15 protein-coding genes and 1 pseudogene are annotated in these 19,207 nt (G+C 39.9%); 8 read left to right on the top strand and 8 right to left on the bottom strand.

What is annotated here, in order from left to right; genetic code table 11:
- Positions 1-31: 31 nt before the first annotated feature.
- Positions 32-1,165, bottom strand: coding sequence for an aldo/keto reductase (locus RSJ42_RS05075; protein WP_410509588.1), 1,134 nt, complete (start codon positions 1,163-1,165; stop codon positions 32-34).
- Positions 1,166-1,506: 341 nt separating this feature from the next.
- Between RSJ42_RS05075 and RSJ42_RS05070 the strand changes: the two genes are divergently transcribed.
- The 5 genes from RSJ42_RS05070 (at position 1,507) to RSJ42_RS05050 (ending at position 5,287) form a co-directional block, all read left to right on the top strand.
- Positions 1,507-1,866 (top strand): carboxymuconolactone decarboxylase family protein, encoded by a 360-nt coding sequence (locus RSJ42_RS05070; protein ID WP_410509587.1) that lies wholly within the window; start codon positions 1,507-1,509, stop codon positions 1,864-1,866.
- A gap of 221 nt (positions 1,867-2,087) precedes the next feature.
- Positions 2,088-2,636 (top strand): DUF6141 family protein, encoded by a 549-nt coding sequence (locus RSJ42_RS05065; RefSeq protein WP_410509586.1) that lies wholly within the window; start codon positions 2,088-2,090, stop codon positions 2,634-2,636.
- Positions 2,637-3,222: 586 nt separating this feature from the next.
- Positions 3,223-3,654 carry a DUF6141 family protein gene (locus RSJ42_RS05060; protein WP_410509585.1) on the top strand — a complete coding sequence of 144 codons (432 nt, stop codon included), beginning with the start codon at positions 3,223-3,225 and terminating at the stop codon, positions 3,652-3,654.
- 310 nt (positions 3,655-3,964) lie between these two features.
- The gene (locus RSJ42_RS05055; RefSeq protein WP_410509584.1) at positions 3,965-4,504 is read left to right on the top strand and encodes a hypothetical protein; all 540 of its coding nucleotides are present in this window, start codon (positions 3,965-3,967) and stop codon (positions 4,502-4,504) included.
- A 147-nt stretch (positions 4,505-4,651) separates the two neighbouring features.
- Entirely contained in the window at positions 4,652-5,287 is a 636-nt protein-coding gene (locus tag RSJ42_RS05050) for a hypothetical protein (RefSeq protein ID WP_410509583.1), read from the top strand.
- Positions 5,288-5,290: 3 nt separating this feature from the next.
- Here RSJ42_RS05050 and RSJ42_RS05045 read toward each other — a convergent pair whose 3' ends face one another.
- A complete protein-coding gene (locus RSJ42_RS05045) occupies positions 5,291-6,322 on the bottom strand; it encodes a class I SAM-dependent methyltransferase (protein ID WP_410509582.1) in 1,032 nt (343 codons plus the stop codon).
- A 148-nt stretch (positions 6,323-6,470) separates the two neighbouring features.
- On the opposite strand from RSJ42_RS05045, the gene RSJ42_RS05040 reads away from it, so the two are divergent.
- Positions 6,471-7,901: a transposase gene (locus tag RSJ42_RS05040; RefSeq protein WP_410508133.1), complete on the top strand. Its 1,431-nt coding sequence runs from the start codon at positions 6,471-6,473 to the stop codon at positions 7,899-7,901.
- A gap of 161 nt (positions 7,902-8,062) precedes the next feature.
- On the opposite strand, the gene RSJ42_RS05035 is transcribed toward RSJ42_RS05040, so the two are convergent.
- The 3 genes from RSJ42_RS05035 to RSJ42_RS05025 form a co-directional block, all read right to left on the bottom strand.
- On the bottom strand, positions 8,063-8,296 hold the full coding sequence (locus tag RSJ42_RS05035; RefSeq protein WP_410509581.1) for a hypothetical protein: 234 nt from the start codon (positions 8,294-8,296) through the stop codon (positions 8,063-8,065).
- Entirely contained in the window at positions 8,275-9,015 is a 741-nt protein-coding gene (locus RSJ42_RS05030) for a mechanosensitive ion channel family protein (protein WP_410509580.1), read from the bottom strand. Before RSJ42_RS05030 ends, RSJ42_RS05035 begins: the two co-directional genes overlap by 22 nt.
- Before the next feature lie 116 nt (positions 9,016-9,131).
- Positions 9,132-10,148: a cupin domain-containing protein gene (locus RSJ42_RS05025; protein ID WP_410509579.1), complete on the bottom strand. Its 1,017-nt coding sequence runs from the start codon at positions 10,146-10,148 to the stop codon at positions 9,132-9,134.
- Between the two features lie 365 nt (positions 10,149-10,513).
- On the opposite strand from RSJ42_RS05025, the gene RSJ42_RS05020 reads away from it, so the two are divergent.
- Entirely contained in the window at positions 10,514-11,290 is a 777-nt protein-coding gene (locus RSJ42_RS05020) for an exodeoxyribonuclease III (RefSeq protein ID WP_410509578.1), read from the top strand.
- A gap of 367 nt (positions 11,291-11,657) precedes the next feature.
- On the opposite strand, the gene RSJ42_RS05015 is transcribed toward RSJ42_RS05020, so the two are convergent.
- Positions 11,658-12,173, bottom strand: coding sequence for a flavodoxin domain-containing protein (locus RSJ42_RS05015; RefSeq protein WP_410509577.1), 516 nt, complete (start codon positions 12,171-12,173; stop codon positions 11,658-11,660).
- A gap of 557 nt (positions 12,174-12,730) precedes the next feature.
- On the opposite strand from RSJ42_RS05015, the gene RSJ42_RS05010 reads away from it, so the two are divergent.
- Positions 12,731-13,036 (top strand): MscL family protein, encoded by a 306-nt coding sequence (locus RSJ42_RS05010; protein ID WP_410509576.1) that lies wholly within the window; start codon positions 12,731-12,733, stop codon positions 13,034-13,036.
- Positions 13,037-14,226: 1,190 nt separating this feature from the next.
- Here RSJ42_RS05010 and RSJ42_RS05005 read toward each other — a convergent pair.
- Complete coding sequence (locus tag RSJ42_RS05005; protein ID WP_410509575.1) at positions 14,227-16,917, bottom strand: PAS domain S-box protein; 2,691 nt, start codon at positions 16,915-16,917, stop codon at positions 14,227-14,229.
- A gap of 975 nt (positions 16,918-17,892) precedes the next feature.
- A pseudogene (locus RSJ42_RS05000) lies at positions 17,893-18,663 on the bottom strand (sensor histidine kinase); the annotation flags it as partial.
- Positions 18,664-19,207: the final 544 nt, after the last annotated feature.

Below are 19,207 nucleotides of genomic sequence, written 5' to 3'. Positions count from 1 at the left end.
ATTCTGTAAAGCAAATAAAGTTACATCAAAATCACTCAAATTTTTCCCTTACTTCCTTCAGCATTTCCCTGATCTTAATATTCTGCGGGCATACATCCTCACATTCCCCGCATTCAATACAATTTCCAGCTTTCTCTTTTGGTAATAGAAGGACCCCATACTGGAATTTTGCATTCTCCACATCATCAAGCATAAAAATATCATTCAGATAACTGAGATTACGCGGGATGTTTACACCCATTGGGCAGGGCATACAGTATTTGCAGTTTGTACAGTTGAGCTTTATCCTTGACCTGTAGATGCCACTAACTTCAGATATCAGGTTTTTTTCCTCGGCTGAAAGGGAATTTGGGTACCCCTGTTCCGCAATTTTCAGGTTTTCTTTCAGGTGCTCCATTTCTGACATCCCGCTCAGGACAACACTGATTTCCGGATAGTTCCAGAGGTAACGAAAAGCCCATTCCGCAGGAGTTCTTTTGATTTCAGCTCTGTTCCAGATCTTTCCGGCTTCCTCAGGGACTTTTGATGCAAGATTTCCGCCGCGTAAAGGCTCCATAATGACAACGGCAAGCCCTTTTTCAGCCGCATATCTAAGCCCCTCGACTCCTGCCTGGAAATTTTCGTCCAGATAATTGAACTGAATCTGACAGAGGTCCCAGGGATAGGCATCAATGACTTCCTTGAAAACATCGAGTTCGTCATGGAAAGAAAAACCTGTATATTTTATCTTTCCGGCTGTGCGGGCTCTTTCAAGAAACTCCGTTATTCCGAATTTCTTCATTTTTTCCCAGTAGCTTTTCTTCACAGCATGAAGGAGGTAGAAGTCAATGCAATCGGTCTGGAGCTTTTCAAGCTGCTCGTTTAGGAAGCGGTCCATATCCTCTTTGCAGCTTACGCGCTTGCAGGAAAGTTTTGTCGCGAGATGCACTTTTTCCCGGTAGCCGTCTTTTAGGGCTTTTCCCAGGAAAACTTCGCCCATTCCCCCGTGATAAGAGTAAGCAGCATCAACGTAATTTACACCGTGATCAATAGCATAACGGAGAAGCTCAGTTGCTTTCTTTTCGTCTATTCTTTCGGGTGATCCGTCAATGACTGGAAGCCTCATACAGCCGTAGCCAAGTATTGAAATCTCTTTACCTGTTTTTCCCAATTTGCGGTATAGCATCTTTTTGCCTCAGTGATTTTACCTGCCTGTATTATAGGGATAATGGATCTAAATCTTTACCTCCCGAATTGCGCCTCGGGATCGCATGAAATCGGAGATTTCATGGGAGTTGCGATGTAATCGCAACAGTACGCGGTCCTTTTCGCTCGCTTTGCTCGCTCAAGAGGACTAATTTGGGAACTATGGAGTAATCTGAGCTCAAGAGGACTAATTGGTTGTTATTTAAGTTAGTTAGGTTCGAACCAGTCTATATGTGATAAAGTGAACGAAACTTATGATAACAAAGATTCTGTCAAGAGATACTGTTATATTTGATACTTGCCTATGACATATCGATTATTATGGGGAAGAATATCCAGGAAATTAGAGAAGTAAAGGGCTTTTTGCCCAGGTCTATTGTGTACGCTGAGCGGATAGATGAGGATTTTGCCGAAGGAATCGCAGGTTTTTATAAGTCCATCTGGGCTGAAAGGGAAGGCGGGCTTTCCATGAAACAGAAGCATCTGATGGTTTTTGCTATTGCCTGCTCCAACAATAATATTGAAAGTGCGGTCAAGATCCTGGAGAGGCTTCATAAGTTTGGGGCCACAAAAGTTGAAATCTCGGATGCTATGATGATGGCTGCATGGACTGGCGGCATTCAGAATTTCACGGATTTCAGTGCTGCAGTACTGAAAGAAATGGAGAGATTGGGTTATTAAAAGACCTTTTCTCTCTACTTTTTTAGAATAATTTTTAAACCAGCCCTTCTTAATATTATATAATCCTGAGTCTTAAATCCTGGCGGTAGTTTATTTTTTCTGTATAATGCCTCAATTAATAAATATTCCAATATCAGAAGATTATTCTTAAGCCTCGTATTGTTCTATAAACCCCTTTCAGTTCAATAAAATATTGATAACTGTATTCGGAGCCCCTCAAGATGTATTGTGCAACTGAAGGAATGAGCAGGATATGCAATCCGGTTCTATTTAGAGAAGTTCAGAAAATGGACCAGCTGTGGGTAAGGCTTATTGTCGGGATTCCTGTAGTTATCTCATGGTATGGTGCCTACCAGCAGCTCATTCTCAGAAAACCTTTCGGGAATAATCCTGCTCCTGACTGGCTAATGCTTGTTTTACTGCTTGTTTTCGGAATTCTTTTCCCTCTTTTTTTCTACTCCCTCAAAATGATTACTGAGGTAAGGAAAGATGGTTTGTATGTTCGTTTTTATCCGTTTCATTTTTCTTTCAGATCCTTTCCTATCAAAACTATTCAGAGCTATGAAGTACTTACCTATAATCCAATCAGGGATTATGGTGGTTGGGGCATACGCTATGGATTAAAAGGAACTGCATATAATGCAAAAGGTAATAGAGGAGTGCGTTTCGAATTTGTGGAAGGAGGAAGAGTTAAAAGACTGATGGTGGGCTCCCAGATCCCGGAAAAATTATCTGCAGCTATTGATAGGGCATTGAGAATGCAGAATTAAAAATTACTGTCATATTAAACAAAAGCTGTTGTTAAAGTAACTGGAAACTATTGTTATAGTAATAATATAAAAATAATTGTTATAAAGAATTATTACAAAAATGTTATCATAAAAATTTTAAAAATAGCTATTTATATAATAATTATTTTTAACTTTTTTATCTCTTTTTATTTGCCTAAAATATATTTTGTCTGTTATTTTTAAGTATTTTATCTCCGGGTTTCATCATAACATCAGGTTTTTGATTATAACCTGGATTTTTAAATTAAATGTAATATAGAATTTTCATTTTTTTTCGGAAGATTTATCTACCCGGGTTTGATAGAGAAAAATAGAGACGTTTTCAATTAATAAACCGTTTATGGACTTTCTCATCAAAAATTTTCGGCATCAAGCGACTGACTATTTATTAATTTTATTAAGTAGTGAGGTATTTTCCTGACAATGATTAAAAAGCGCATCGATCAGGGAGATTATCCATTAATAATGAATATCCGGATCATCTTATAAGGGAGAGATTTTAACGGAACATCCTGAAACATGTTTGATCTTTCGAGAAGTACAGGATCTGCACAGCAATATATTTATGTTCTCTGTCCTTTACCCTGCCCTTATACTCTGGTACATCGAGATCTACAGTCTGTTCTTTGGAAAACCTTCAGGGCTCCAGAATATTCCTGACCTTTACCTGCTGGCTATCTGGTTTGTATTCGGGGTGTTCTTTCCCCTCCTTTTTTACTCCATAAAACATGTTACTGAGGTTAGGAGAGATGGTGTCTATATACGTTTAATACCTCTGCATCCTTCTTTTAAGAAAATCCCAATCTATGTTATTGAAGAATGTAAAATTCAAGCCTATGAGCCTTTTACAGGAAAGGATTTAGTGGATAACCCCCCTTCCAGGAGAGCAAATTTCGTTGTAATCCTGAAACTCATCACCGGAAAAAGAGTGGTGATCAGCTCTAAAAATCCAAAAGAGCTCCATCAGGCGATCATGTCTGCTGTAGCCAGCATTTGATTAGAGATAAAGGAATCCGAAACACATTTCCAGGACAGGAATTATTTTTTCTTGATTATCTGAGAGTTTATATCCTGCCAGCCCAATATTAATCCGAGCTTCAGGCTGATAACAGGACCTCAAGCATCACAGGTGAGAAATTGTACTGTTTCGATAAACAAATACTTTACGCATTCTACAGAACATTTTAAGTATCCTACGTGACCGGCAGGGGGAGAGAGATATCATAACGGGCAAAGGAGCATCCGGAAAGAAAAAAATTTCAGGAGAAGGGACAGAAGCTCTTTACAGGGAGCGTGCAGGAAGACTTTTGATCGAAATAGAGCTCACAAGCCCGCTTCAGCTCTTTGATTCTTTTGACCCGGCTCCATTTCGGGAAAAAGACCTTGATCCGGATGCAGAAGAATACATCTACAATACAGTGGACGAATTCCCCCTGAAAAAGCCCCTCGAAATTGTGATATACCTTCCACCTGCTGAGGTCAGTACAGAAATCGAAGTTGACCTTAAAGAAGCAATAAAGTACCATTTTTTGTACAAAAAGCTCCTTACCGATATCGAATTAAAAAGGCTTCTTCATCAGGGGAGGAAAAACCTCATAATAGCTCTTACCTTCCTTTTTTTATGTCTGCTCGCTATCCGGCTTCTTGCAACTTTTGAAGAAAGCCTGGTTAATACTCTTTTCTCAGAAGGCCTACTTATTATCGGGTGGGTTGCTATGTGGGAACCGGTTCATACTTTCCTTTACGGCTGGTGGCCGATTGTCCATAAGCGAAACATTTACGAAAAAATCATACATACGGATGTGTACATAGAGATCGGATCTCCAGCAGTAAAAAAAGTTCCATAATACTGCTTGCTCTATACCAAGGATCAGCGGCTTAATGCCCAGAGCCGAGAAGTAAAAACCGAAAAGTAAAGCCTTATATAGAACATACAAACAGTTTAAACTATATAAAAATGATTCAAAAACAGCTCTATAGAAGGTAGATATAAAATGGTCAGAAGGGTGGATTTATCCCCGAATGGGACGGAAGCCCTTTACAGAGAGCGTGAAGGAAAACTCTTAATTGAACTTGAACTTCACAGTATGATGCAGATATTCAACTCATTTGATCCTGCTCCTTTTCACGAAAAAGAACTTGATGAAAATGCAGAAGAGTATATTTATAACACGGTTGGCGAATTCCCTCTTAAAAAGCCTCTCGAAATTGTAATATATGTCCCCTCTTTCGAATTCAATAGCGAGACCGAGAATACCCTTAAAGAAGCAATTAAGAACCATTTCCTCTATAAGAAAGTCCTGACAGAACTGGACCTGAGAAGGCTTCTCCAGCGGGGAAGAAGAAACCTGACAATAGCCGTTATTTTCCTTTTTCTCTGCCTGCTCATTATCCGGCTTCTTTCGACTTTTGAAAACGGGCTATTGAAGACCATGCTTTCTGAAGGGCTCCTTATCATCGGATGGGTAGCTATGTGGGAACCTGTTAACGTTTTCCTATATGGATGGTGGCCTGTCGTGCAAAAAAGAAATATTTACAAAAAGATCCTTGAAACGGATGTAAGTGTTTCACCGGGCTCTCCACACGCAATAAAAAAGCCAGAAATCCCTCTAATCATTAATCGGAGTTAAATTTTATATGAAAATGCTTGCATCAATTACCACATGCAGGACACCCGGAGAGTACTTTTTTATCCTTCGGGTTTCCAGGACTTCAACTTTTTTCCCCAGGGCTTCGGCAGCTTTCCTTATCCTTTCTTCAGGCCTGGTCTTTGCGAGATATTCAGGCACCGTTTCATGATAATGCAGGATCCCTCCGCTGTTTTTTAAAGCTCTCATAGCCGGTTCCAGATAATGGTGTGTTGTTCCCACGTAGCCCATAATGACTCTATCAGCTTCATCTACGGGAGCAAACTGAGAGCAGTCTCCCATAATCGGGGTAATAATATCTTCTACATGGTTCAGTCTGATATTTTCTTTTAGATATGCAAAAGATTCGGGGTTTATTTCAATACTTATGATCTTTTTCGGCCCGGCATGGACAGCCATGGGAATCGAAAAATATCCTATCCCTGCAAACATATCAACTACAACTTCCCCTTTCCCGAGCCTGCTCATTCTTTTCCTCTCTCCCAGGTTGCCTTTGGAATACATCACTTTTGTTACGTCCTGCTTGAAAAAGCAGCCGTGCTCCTTATGGATAGTTTCTGTCTCATTGCCCAGAAGAAGTTCTCTTTTTGGCTGGCGGAACTGCCCTTCGATGCCGAAGTCCCGGACAACGCTCCTGCACTTCGGGTACATTGAAAGGAGAGCTTCAGCTATCAGGAGTTTTTTTCCATCAAGCGCGTCGGGGATGCTGACTATTATTATGTCTCCAAGCACATGCCAGCCCGAAGGTAACCGGGCAAGTTCGGTTTCGGAGAGAGAACATTTGAGGTACTCTTTAAGGGATGCTGCTGGCTTCAAAAATTCGAGGTCTTTCTGCTCAATTACAGGGAATCCTTCAACTGTTTCTCCTGCATCCTCAGTTACAGGGATTTCAAGAAGAGTAACTTCTTTGATTTGAAGTTTCCGGATTTTTCTTGTGGTGTCCAGAAATTCACCGGCAATTGCTTTTTCTCTGATTTCTTCTCCTTTTTCAGGTGGAATCCGGATTACTTTATACATTGAGGTGATGGATAGTGGGCATGGAATTAATTTTTTGTGTTTGAGTTCTTCTGGAAATCAATTAATTCAATCGACTTTTGCACTAATTCAACCTGACTTTGACAGTTAGATAAAAATAAGTGCTCTCTATTTTGTGTAATTCGGTCAAATGAACATCACAAAACAGAGAGCGTTTCCTACAATTCCTAACAAGAATATAAGTGTTCCTATCGGATCAATTCTTGCTGTCCAACTCTTTTATGAAAAGCTTAATTTCTTTGATATTTTTAGCAAACATAAAAGCAGGGGTCTTGATCTCAATAGTTTACTAATTGGATTGTTAAGCTACAAATTAACTGAGAATTTTAGTATCAAAGAAGCTGGTAAATGGTTAAATCAGGGAGAAATTCTTGATATCTTAAATCTTGAAAGGTTTCATGAAAGAGTTCTTTACAGAACTCTTGAACTTTTAGGACGTAATAGAGAGGAAATCCTCTCTGACATTCTTGATTCTCTGTTTTCTGTCTACGATTTTGAAGAGACAAATATAAACCTTGATTGGACGAGTATAGTTCTTTACGGGACTAAATCCAACCTTGGTAAATACGGGTATAGTAGAGATCACAGGCCTGATAAGCTGCAGATAACCGTTGGAATCAGTGAATTAACTAATCCCATTAACATTCCTATTGGTGTTACCGTGAATCGAGGAAACGTTCTTGACCTGGAGCACTTCTCTGACACTTATAACCAGGTAAAAAGCAGACTTAAAAAGGGTTCTCTTATTATTTTTGATAAAGGAGCTAACACCACTGATAATCTCAAGAGTATACAGGATGCTGAGATGGACTATCTCACTGCCATGAAACTGAATACAAGTGACGATAAAATAATCGAGAACTTTGATCTGGAAAAAGCAGAACTGATAGATTCCCAAAAAGGTATATATGGGATAAAAATCGTCAAGCCTAGCAGCAGTAAGTATTTCTATTTCTCTGAATCTTTACAGAAAAGACAGTTAGAAGCAAAAGCAAGAGCTGTTCTGAAGAAATTAAAGGAAGCAAAAGAGATTCAGAAGGCTTTAGTAAACAACAAAAAGCTTCCTAAGAAATTCAGAATAAATAATGAGTTGATTGAGATTGATTACTGTTTTAGAACTAAGCTCGAAGAGCTTAGTGATGAGGAAGCTATAGAACTCCTGAAAGCTTCATTGATTAACGGAAGAGAAGGATTTTTTTGTCTGAAATCGAACAGGGATTTGACACTTCAAGATGCATTGATAACATACAGAAAAAAGGATTCTATTGAGAAAATATTCCATTCGTTGAAAAATGAAATCCAGATTAAGCCGTTGAGAGTCTGGTCAGACGATAGCATTTATGGAGCTATTATCCTTGGATTTATAGCCCAATTATTCATATCGCTGATGCGATATGAATTTGAGGAGATAAAACATACGTCTACAAAATTCATTAAAAAAAGCTTGAAGAATTTGACACTTACAATCAAGTTCAAGATAAATGGAGTTAAAAACTATATTTTTGCGAATTTTGATAGGATCAATAGCTTATTAGTAACAAAAAGGAATGGAATTATATAGAATATGTAATAAATTTTAATAAATTTTAAAGAATCGTCAAATCCAGTTGGGACAAAAAAGAAAGGAAAAAAAGTATCAATTAGTGGAAACTGTCAAACTGAGGATTCAATAGATTTTTGCACTCATTGCTACTATAGTTCAGAATGAAAAAAATGGTTAATTTACTCTTCTTTACCGGAATTTTTCGAAGCATCAAGGCTGGTCAGGGTCCCTACAACAATATCCTCTTCTTTTTCAAAAGCTTCCAGAATCCTTGAAGTCAAAAGGTCATTGACTGCTCTTCTTTTTCTCGGGTCGACCACGTACCTCAGCCTCAGTTCTATCCAGTTCTCTCCTATTGATGTATAGATATTTGTTTTCACATCATAGGTGGCTATGAAGTATTTGTCTCCCATCCGCAGGAGTTCTTTTTTTGCTCAGGTTCAAATTCCTTCACAATAGGGCTTGTAATTTTAAGTATAATATCCTGGGCTTTTTTCCAGTTGCTTCCGTAGATTAGCATAATCCGGATTTCGTCCCAGATAAAAGAAAAATCCCGCGTATAGTTTTTGATCGGCTGGTTAAGGACAAAGCTGTTTGGAAGCTGGATTATCCTGCCAGTATACTGGTCCGAATTTCCAAATTCCTTTATTTCCATGAGTTTGGTGCTGAAGTTTCCTATGTCCAGAACATCCCCTATATTATCTCCTACCTGAATCCTATCTCCGGCTTTAAAAGGATCGGATGTAATTATGAGTATCCCCCCGGCTATGCTCCTCAGAAGGTCCTGAAGTGCAATTGCAATGCCTGCACTCAGAATTCCATAGGCAATAATCAGCGTACTGGTTCTCTCTATCCAGATTGCAAAAAATGAGGCAAAAGCAATGACTGTAATGAGAATGGAGACGGTTTTTCGCAGGGTGTACCGGTCTCTGGCAGTCGAAACTCTTCTCAGGATAAAGTTACCTAGAACGGAGTTTACTATGTAGGCAAAGAGAATTACAACCAATGAAGCCAGAAGAGAATCCAGAAAAGCGCTGTTCTCGTCAAAAAAATCAGTTAAATAACGGAGGTACGCGGTAAAAAGGATCAAAACCAGAAGGATAAATGTATTCAGACTCTGGATGACCTTCATATATTATTATATAATTACTTTTTATATATCAAGGTGACCAGAGCCCTCTGATGCTTAATTTAGCCAGGATCAAGGTTTAGTTCTAAAGAGTTTTTTTATTCATGACTCTTCACCTTTTATTCAAAGACTTTAGTATTCTCCTCTGACCACCCAGGCTGGTTTATGGCAAGGAATTTGAGCGTATTGTTTCCGGTATTGTATGTAGTTTGAATGGCGCCTGCGGGAATGTAAATCAGCTGGTCCTGATGAAGTTCTACCGGGATCCCGTCAATATAGAGGACGCCTTCCCCTTCAAGGATATAATGGACTTCTGGATTTTTCATCATATGAGGAGCAATATTTTCTCCGGGTTTGATAATTGAATGAGCCACACTGTAGTTAAGGCCAGCACCCTGATTGAGATTTTTAGGGTTCAGCAGTTCCACGACACGGATATTTCCAGGCTCTTCAAGATACGTGCAGTCGTTGAGGTCTCTACATATTATCTGCTCGTCAACATGAAGGCTTGATCCTACGATGTAAGATTGGCCTCCGTATGTGGATTTTTTAACGAAAGTTAGCATACGAGAAGTTTCGGAACTTCCTTCTTTCTTTAAGTTGTAATCTATCCATCCTTCCCCACTTTCACTCTGTACTGCCTTTATGAAGAGTTCCCATATGGGCTTGCCGTCAGCGTCCTGAAGCCCTTTCATATCTTTCCCTTCACTGCCCACGTCCTGAGGACAGACCACCTGAGTGCCGTTTATTGTCCAGACAAAAATGCAGAAATTCTGGTCGTTCCAGGGAGATCCTGCCTCCCTAAATGAAGGAAATAGATTTTCTCCCTGTACGTCAAGAAGCCTGACTGTAGCCCTGACTTTATTTTCTATTTCTCTCCTTTCAGTTGCCATTTTACTCTCACCTTTTGCAAGGATGGCAGAATCCGGAGGCGCAGGTTTCATGACAGCCTGTTCTGCAGTTGTATTCTCTACTGTTGCCAGAGCTTCTTCAGTTACTCCTGAAGCAGATTCGCTTACGGCATTATTTTCGAGTTCTTCCGCGATCGCTGCCTGGTTTTCGTGAGATCCACAGGTAAGAATTCCCAGAATAAGGGCAACTGCAAGCATTCCACATATAATTTTTATTAAGTCCATATAATTTCCTTATTTTTTCTGGATTACTGTTCGGTATTTGAAGAGCTACTTTCAGAACGTTCTAAATATATAGTTATAATAATTATGCAAAGTATTATTTTATTTTTTCACTATGTTTGTTTCTGTTTATTTCGAATTGTTTACGGACGCTTTATTCACCAGAACTTCGGATACTTTTATGTAAATCAGAGATTTTATCTATACTGGTCACGAATTAATGACTCACTTATCTCCATAGCCTCCTTAAACTCTATATATTATGTTCAAGCCTGAATGGCTTTATATCGATATCGATTTTATCTGAAAATTCAGAGAAGACCGGATGAAATAAAGAAGAAACAGTTGATGCAAAATAGAGGTAAAAAATGCCGGAACATTATAACCTTATTTCCTGGAACGTGAACGGCCTGAGAGCTGCTGTCAAAAAAGGCTTTCTCGACCTTTTACTCAGTCATGAGTTTGACATTGTATGCGTGCAGGAGACAAAAGCATCTCAGGACAAGCTTCCGCGTGAAGTCAAGAATATTCCAGGTTACTATAATTATTTTGTTTCAGCAGAGCAGAACGGTTACAGCGGGGTCGGGACCTTTTCTTTGAGAAAACCCCTGAACCTCGAAAAAGGCATGGGTATTGAAGTGTTTGACAGGGAAGGCCGTTTTCTAAGGACCGATTACGAAGAGTTTATCCTGCTAAATATTTATTTCCCTAACGGCAAAGCTTCCCAGGAACGCCTGGGATACAAAATGGCTTTTTATGACGCGTTCCTGGATTATGCAAACGCGCTAAAAGCCGGAGGCAAAAAGCTTGTTATCTGCGGAGACGTGAATACTGCCCATAAAGAGATAGACCTTGCCCGCCCGAAGCAAAATGAAATGACCTCCGGTTTTCTTCCTGAAGAGAGGGCATGGATGGATAAGTTCCTTGGGGCCGGATACCTTGATACTTTCCGTATGTTTAACCCTGAAGGTGGAAACTATTCCTGGTGGTCATTGAGAACCGATGCGCGTAAAAAGAACGTAGGTTGGCGGCTTGATTATTTCTTTGTCAGCGAAAATCTCAGGGAAAGTGTAAAGTCTGCTCTTATTTATCCTGAAATCACGGGTTCGGACCATTGCCCGGTAGGGCTGGGGCTTGAATTTTAAGTTTAATCTTAAATTTAAACTATCTTTCGCCTTTTATTTTCAAATTTTTATCGTTTTTATAAATTGGGCTGCAGGACTTATACTTGAATTGGGACTTATACTTGACTTATATCTGATTGAGCACTCGGTTTAGTCCGGTTAGATTTTCCAGTACTAAACTACTATTTGTCGATTTTTTCTTTTAATTGAGCTTCTAGTTCTAAATTCTCTTACGCTTTGTCTGCTTTGCAGGCAGGCTGCTCTTCTCCTCCCAGTGTGACAGGAACGGCTCAATATAATCGAGCTAAGAAACTTAATAGGGTTGCACGGGTTAGAGTCCAGAAATAGAATCCTGAACTCAGGTTTCGAATTACTGCGGCCAAGCAGGTTAAAACAGGGCTGCAAGGCTGCTAGCCCATGAGCGGATTTCCGTCCAGTCTCTGGTGTCGCTTGCCGGCATATCGTGTATCGGACTTGCAGGCAACCTGATAAGCAGGTTATCAGGGAAACGAAGGTTCTTCGGATCGAACTTGCCTCCGAATATTTTTATCTCAACAGGTCTGAACCAGGGAAACTTCGCCAGATCTTTATCAATTTGAACCCTCACTTCTTTCCACTCCTCTGCCTCATTGCTCAATGGGCCCAGGGCAAAAAACGCAACCGGCAGTTTTGTAAGGGCTTCATGGTGCCGTGAAAGAAAGCCCTGCGCATCCTTGTGGAAGTGGAGTATGTATATTGGCGCACCCAGTACAACCGCGCTGTAATTTTCCAGAGACCTTACTTCCCGACCGGGCTTAAGGTCTACCGCAAGCCCATTTTCATGCAAGGTATCAGCTATTGACTCGGCTACTTCTTTCGTTGAACCGTATTTGGAAGCATACGCCACAAGAATTCTGGTCTGCATCTTGATAATCCCCCATCAACTGTTATTTTCATTCCTGTTACTTGTCATCTTCGGACACGCTCTCTGTGGTGTTGCTTCCGTACCTGATCCCCCTTCCTTAGCTTGACTTTTATCAGCCTGCCTGTCCTTCTAAAATCCTGAAAAAAAAGTTAATCAGCAATTCAGTTACCAGTAATTCAAGTAGTGTGGCCCTTTTATGTTTTTGACTTACATCAGTTGAAAATTTCAGATGGGCTTAACTCTTCTAAACCTAAACATTATCAGCAATGTCCTTTTGCCTGAATGGCTTCTATACGCTATTTCTGATTTTAAAAAGGCATTTTAAGTTTATCTGTTCGATTCATTTCATGACATCTTTTTTAACTTTATCTTTAGGGCTTTAATGCTTTTTTCTGAAGATTTAAGCAAGAATAGCAAGTTTTTCTGGATAATTCAGGTTTAAAAACCGTTTCTGGAGATATAGAGAACTGATAAAGATTATATATCCTAAAAACTAATAAACTAATTAATTTTATTTTTCTATATTATGTGAATTAAAATGTTTGAGGAGGATAATAATGGGACTTGTAAGTGAATTTAAAGAATTTCTTTATGAGTATAAAGTGATTCCGCTGGCAATTGCTTTGATTATGGGTATCGCATCGACGGCTTTTATAAAATCCTTTGTGGACAATATTATTATGCCGATTATAACTCCTTTTATCCCGGGAGGTGCCTGGAGGACGGCAACGCTTGAAGTCGGGCCTGTAGTACTGGGCTGGGGCGCTTTTCTCGGGGAATTAATCAATTTCATTATTATTGCATTTGTAGTCTTTTTAATTGCTAAAAGGGTATTGAAGGAAGAAAAAGTGGCTAAGAGGTAAATAAAGGTCATTAATTTTCTTTCTTCACTTTTTCTTGTTTATTTCTCAGATCTTCATCATACAACTTCCTTTTTAATACTTCCTTTTTAATACTTCCTTTTTAATACTTCCTTTTTAATACTTCCTCTTTAATATTCCTTTTTTAATGCTTCCTATCTAATGCTTCCTATCTAATGTTTCCTTTTTAATGCTTCCTTTTTTTCATGTTTTGTCAGTATATCTATTTGCCTGTACAATAAAAAGATCAGGCTTCGTAAGACAGCTTGACGGACTCGGGAAGATGGAAATTGGAATAAAGGTGGTACCAGCCTTGAAAAGAGGGGGATAAATCAGGGGAAGTAGAAAAGACTGAAAAAATAGGTAAAACCCCTGAGATCTTTTTCTCAATGCAAGCTTGAGTCTGTTTCAGCGGATAAAGTTGAGAAGGCAGAATTCAGAATTCCTGGTACGTATAACTATGAGAAATAAAAAGAGAATCTGTTTAAGAAGTAAAAGGAAGTTGTAAAAGAGAGTTGTTTGAGAAAGAAAAAGAGAGTTGTATGGGTAAGAAAAAGAAAGTTGTTTGAGAAAAAAGAAAGTTGTATGGGAGAGAAAAAGAAATTTTGTTTAAGAAAGAAAACAATTAAGGAGAAAACCGGAGATACTATTCAATACCGTATCCCCCAATACAGTCTCTTCGAATATTTGTTCCTCTAGGCTTGTCGAAGAAGTGATCAGCGATCTCCGGGCAATTCTTTTACGCGGTGTCTCTCTATAATTGATTCGTGTTTGCTCCCCTGTCCTGGTTCCCAACTCCAGAATATACTGATAAAGATAAATTATTTGAAATTAATTATATCAAAAATTGTTTTTAAGCAAAAAATAATTCGACATTAAAAGTTTCAAAGCGTATAATATCTTCTTTTATATTATTTATACGCTTTATTTCAATTACAATAAAATTTTTGCTGCAATATAATTTTTCAATTTTATTAAAATTTCAGATAAGAGACCATTTTTAGCATCAATTATGATATATATAACCGGATCATTATAAAGGTACAGATTAAGGGTAATAGGGTTTCCTCTTAATCTTTGGGTTGGATCGCAGGTAGGACTGAGAATAGGGACTCAGACCCTACCATCTACTTCTAAACTGATTTAAGAGCCTTTCATAATTTTCTTGTACTCCATCACTGAGGGATACCGGCTCATATATCTATATCGCTAAACCATATGGTGAGTTCTGTCCCTTTTTCTGTTTCTTTATTACTTTTAACCTCAAAGCAGCCGTCTATCTGCTCAACAAGGAGATTTACAAGCTGGAGTCCAAGAGAATCCGTATTTTCAATGTCTATTTCTTCCGGAATGCCTTTTCCATTATCTGATACTTTGAGTTTATACTTGAAGCCATCTTTTTCAATGCAGCTTTTGTCTATGCCGGAAATATTTCTTCCGGAATTTGTAGACTCAATCCTGCAAAGATTTATCCGGATCTCGCCTTCCATAAGGTCATGAAAAGCATGCTTGAAAGCGTTTGAAACCAGCTCATTTACAATAATCCCGAGAGGAATTGCTGTATCCATGCCAAGATCTGCCTGCTCAAGGTCAAGCTTGAAAATGATATCTTTATCTCCCGGATTGTATGAATTGAAGAGTTCTTTGGTTAGCTTCCTGAGGTAAGCTGAAAAATCAAGGTTATCAAGTTTTTCTCCCTTATACAGCTCTTCATGGATTAGAGCCATAGAAATCACACGATTCTGGCTTTCCGCAAAGGCCTCGATGACTTCCGGAACCTTACAAACATCAAGATGAGAGAAAGCTTCGGACTGAAGATCAAGAAGGGAAGATATAACCTGCAGGTTATTCTTGATCCTGTGATGGATTTCCTTTATGCGGATTTTTTCCAGTTTCGCCAGGGCTTCCTCTGCCCTCTTGCGTTCGGTAATATCCCGGGCAATAGCTGAGATAGCCACAAGTCTTCCTGCGGTATTATGGATTGGAGAAAGAGTTACTGATATATTTATTAATTTACCATCCTTTCTTAATCGTAAGGTTTCATAATGTTTAACATCCTCGTTATCCATAATATTTTGAGTTAACTTTTTTATTTCCCCTCTTAGGTTCTCTGGCTCGAGTATTGAGATGTTTTTCCCAAGGATTTCTTTGGCCGAATAACCATAAATCCGCTCTGCTCCTTTATTCCAGCTTGTAATAATGCCTTCGGGAGTTTTAGTTATAATTGCATCATTTGACGATTCCACAATGTCTGCCAGGCGCTGAATTCTTTCTTCTGCTTTTTTATGTTCAGTAATATCCTGAACTGTTCCTCTCATCAGGATAGGGATGTTTTCCTCGTTAAAAACCACTTCTCCATGCGCACTGACTGTGCGTTCCCCTCCGTCAGCCGAAACTATTCTAAAATCAATAAAATAGGGTTCTCCGTATAAAGCTTTTTTAACGGCTTTATGCACATAATCTCTGTCTTCCGGATGTACGTAACTCAAAAATGCATCATAAGTTGCGTTGAATTCCTGGGGCTTTCGTCCGAAGATTCGATAAGTTTCATCAGACCAGTAAAGCTTATCGGTTGTAATATCCCACTTCCAGCTCCCAAGGTGAGCCATTCTTTGAGCTTCAGCAAGACCTTTTTCACTTTCTTTCAATGAATTGTATGCCTTCTGAAGCTCTAAAGTACGTTCTTTGACTGTTTCTTCTAAAGTCTCGTGCGCTTTTTTAAGTGCCTCTTCTGCCTGCTTGCGCTTGGTAATATCTCTAAAAGTTGCTGCGACCTTCCCTTTTTCTGGACTGAAAACATAAACGTCAAAGTAATTGTCCGTTATCTGGCTAAAGATTTCAAAATATGTCGGTTCACCTGAGACCGCTGTTTCGCCGAGCTTTTTGATCATTATGGGGCTAATATCGGGAATTACCATGAGTATAGATTTTCCCAGTACCTGCTCTTTTTTTAGGCCCGTACTGCGCTCATAGACAGGATTTACCTCAAGATAGCGGTAGTCATATGGCTTACCCTTTTCATCAAAAATGACCTCTGTAAGGGCAAACCCCTCGGTCATATTTGTGAAAAGCATACGGTAATGTTCTTCACTTTTCCGAAGAGCTTCCTCAGCCTGTTTGTATTTTGTTGTCTCACGTAGCGATAGGACCAGGCCAGTCACGTTTCCGTCTGGACTCTTAACGGGCGCAAGGTTCCAGTCCCAATAAGTTACCCCGCGTTCGGGCTGATCGGGATAAGTAAACGGTTTGTCCTTGTAGAATACGCCTTCGCCGGTATCCCTTACCTTCCTGAAAATTGCCTCGTTTTCCTCGTGAGGATATAATGCGAAATGGTTCTTGCCAACCATCTCCTCCGGTTTCATCAGGGATGCTTTAGCATATGCGGGGTTGACCCACACAAAGTTAAATTGCGGATCGAAAAGAGCAAGCATTAAATCAGTAGCATGCGTGACGCTTTCCAGCAAGCTTCGCTCACGGCTAAGAGCTTCCTCTGCCTGCTTGCGTTCAGTGATATCCCGAATGATAGCGACTGTTCGGGGTTCTCCATCATTATCAATGAAACAGGCAGTGCTTACCTCCCCGGGGAAAGTAGTTCCATCCCTGCGCCTGTAAGTGAGCCGGGCTCTTGCTGATCCTGAACGTGCACACTTTTCCAGCAGGCCGGATAGTAACGGATCTTTCAGGTCAAACATTATATCGCGCCCCTTGCCGATTAATTCTTCTTCCGTCCATCCGAGCATCCGGCAGGCGGCTGGATTAGCTGATAGGATTTTTCCCCCTTCTCTCGGGTCAGTCAGGATAATGCCGTCCATGCTATACTCAAATAGCATGTGATACAGCTTTTCGCTCTCCTGAAAATTCTTATCTGTACTATCACTGCTCATAGTTCTCTCTGACCGTTGGACAAAACCAAAATTTTACTTCAACGTTTATTTCTTTGTTTGAGTTTCAGTTTTTTTGGTTTTAAGATTTTCACAGTAGCCGATTTTATAATCTGATATTTACATAAAGGTCTGTTTATATAAAAATAATGTAATAAATATTTTATCTAATTTTTCTACTGGGTTTACTGGAGGAAGTTCATATTGTTTGTAATAGTTTATATTGTTTATATGAAGAAGCGTAAAACCCCTGAGTCTTTAGCTCAGGGGACATAAGCGTCAACTTCAACTGTTAACCGTTATTGATCCTGTGAATTATTAAATATTTTTAAAACCTTTGTAATATTGGATTTTGCTGTCACCACAACCTCACAGTTCCGGAGAGCGTTGCCGAATTTCAAAGCGAAAACCAAGCGAGGTAACGTTTGAACATCGGGGAGTTGGATAACAGGGCAAGAATCATCCTGTAGGGAACGGGATTAAGGCGGGGAAAGCCGTTAGCCGTTGTGTATCTCAAGTATATCACACTCATAATATTTCACCGAAGGGACTTCGGGTAGAGCCTGCATGACTTACCTCCAATGGGAGGAAGGATGACTCAGGAAGCCACTCAGTCTTTAGCTGAGTGGTAGTTCACATTATATTTGTATACCTGATAACCTGCATTAATGTAATCACTGGTAGAAAATGGATTCGAATCTCTTCGCTGAATCGCGGGGTCTGTAAACTGTATTCTTTCAAAATATCATGCTGCTCCAGGCGTTTGTTTGAGGAGGAATTGTTGACTTTCAGGATTCTTTCTGGATTCATTATGCCCTTTTGTCTCTATTAACATCACAGTCTCCCCATGTGGCTAGAGAATAAAGAAAAAAATCAGGTTTAGAGGCTGGTAGAAATACACCAGCACTTATAAAGGTTCAATGAGCTGCAGGATGTCTCAAGTCGATAAGGCAGTTTGGTAATTCGGAACCATATAGTTCAGGCACTTTTAACCAGTTGCTGTGGGGATAGCACGGAAGCCGGGTTATTCTTTTCTGTCACTGTAAACCTGATCATGAATTCGGTTCCACGGTCACTTTTGAGTTCAGGTTCCCCATCCATTTGATCAACAAGGGAAGTTACAAGCTGCATGCCAAGGCTATCAAGCTTTTCAATATCAAGATTTTCTGGGATACCTGTGCCATTATCGGAAACTTTCAGAACGTAGGCAACACTTTTATAACTCCCGCTCCCTTCTATGCTGTTTATGTATTCTCTTATTCCCTGTTTACGGAGCATGATGTGAATTGTTCCTTCGTTTCTATCCGGAAACGCATGTTTAAGGGAGTTGGAAACGAGCTCATTGACAATTATTCCTAAAGGAACTGCAGTATCCATATCAAAGAATGCATTCTCTTCCAGATCCATCTTTAGGTTAATATCGGCATTCCCAAGCCTGTATGTCCGGAAAAGGTTCTCAGCGAGCTCTTTGATATATGGTGAAAAGTTTAGCGTTTCGAGTCCTTCACCCCTGTAAAGCTCTTCATGGATCAAAGCCATGGATAAAACTCTATCCTGGCTTTCCCTAAAAGCGGTCAGGACTTCTGTATCCTTAATATTCTCTCTATTTCTGAACTGATCAGCCTGCAGGTCCAGCAGGGAAGAAATTACCTGAAGGTTATTCTTTATCCGGTGATGGATTTCCTTCTTGCGGGCAGTCTCAAGGTTTATAAGAGCCTCTTCAGCTTTCTTGCGTTCTGTAAGCTGCGTCTCAACTTCCAATTTTGCATTATGTATTTCCTCGTGAGTCAGGAACTCCCGCCTGCGCCAGAAATGAAGCAGCCAGCCAGATGCAATGGCAACTGCATTCACCATTAACATGCTGAGAAGCACCGTAAAGGAAGCCTCAGGAGATATCCACATATTGGGAGCAATAATCAATATCTGCCCGATAGTGTACACTAAGGACAGAATAAACTGGTTGGTGAATCGATTCGGGATGGCGAGCATCGTGATGAAAACAATAAGAACCGTGATTACGGTATGGGCAATGAAGTTTTCAGGCCGCGTCGAATTTATCGTGATGTGGATAATGGCCAGAGAGAGACCCCAAACGAATTCAGCCCGGTCATAAGAATGGTAGTTCCGAAATCTTCGCAGGCTTTTGAGAAAGAGGATGGTGTATCCGGCGAAAGCAAGTCTAAGCAACAGAAACCTGTAGAATGCCTGTGGTAGCCCAAAAAAGCCATAATCGTTGACCAGAAGGACTATAAACGGCACAATAATCAGAATAACGAAAATCCGAGCCAGAGTT

Source organism: Methanosarcina hadiensis (assembly GCF_046529725.1).
Classification (GTDB): Archaea; Halobacteriota; Methanosarcinia; order Methanosarcinales; family Methanosarcinaceae; genus Methanosarcina; species Methanosarcina hadiensis.
This window is presented reverse-complemented; position numbering and strand designations above follow the sequence as displayed.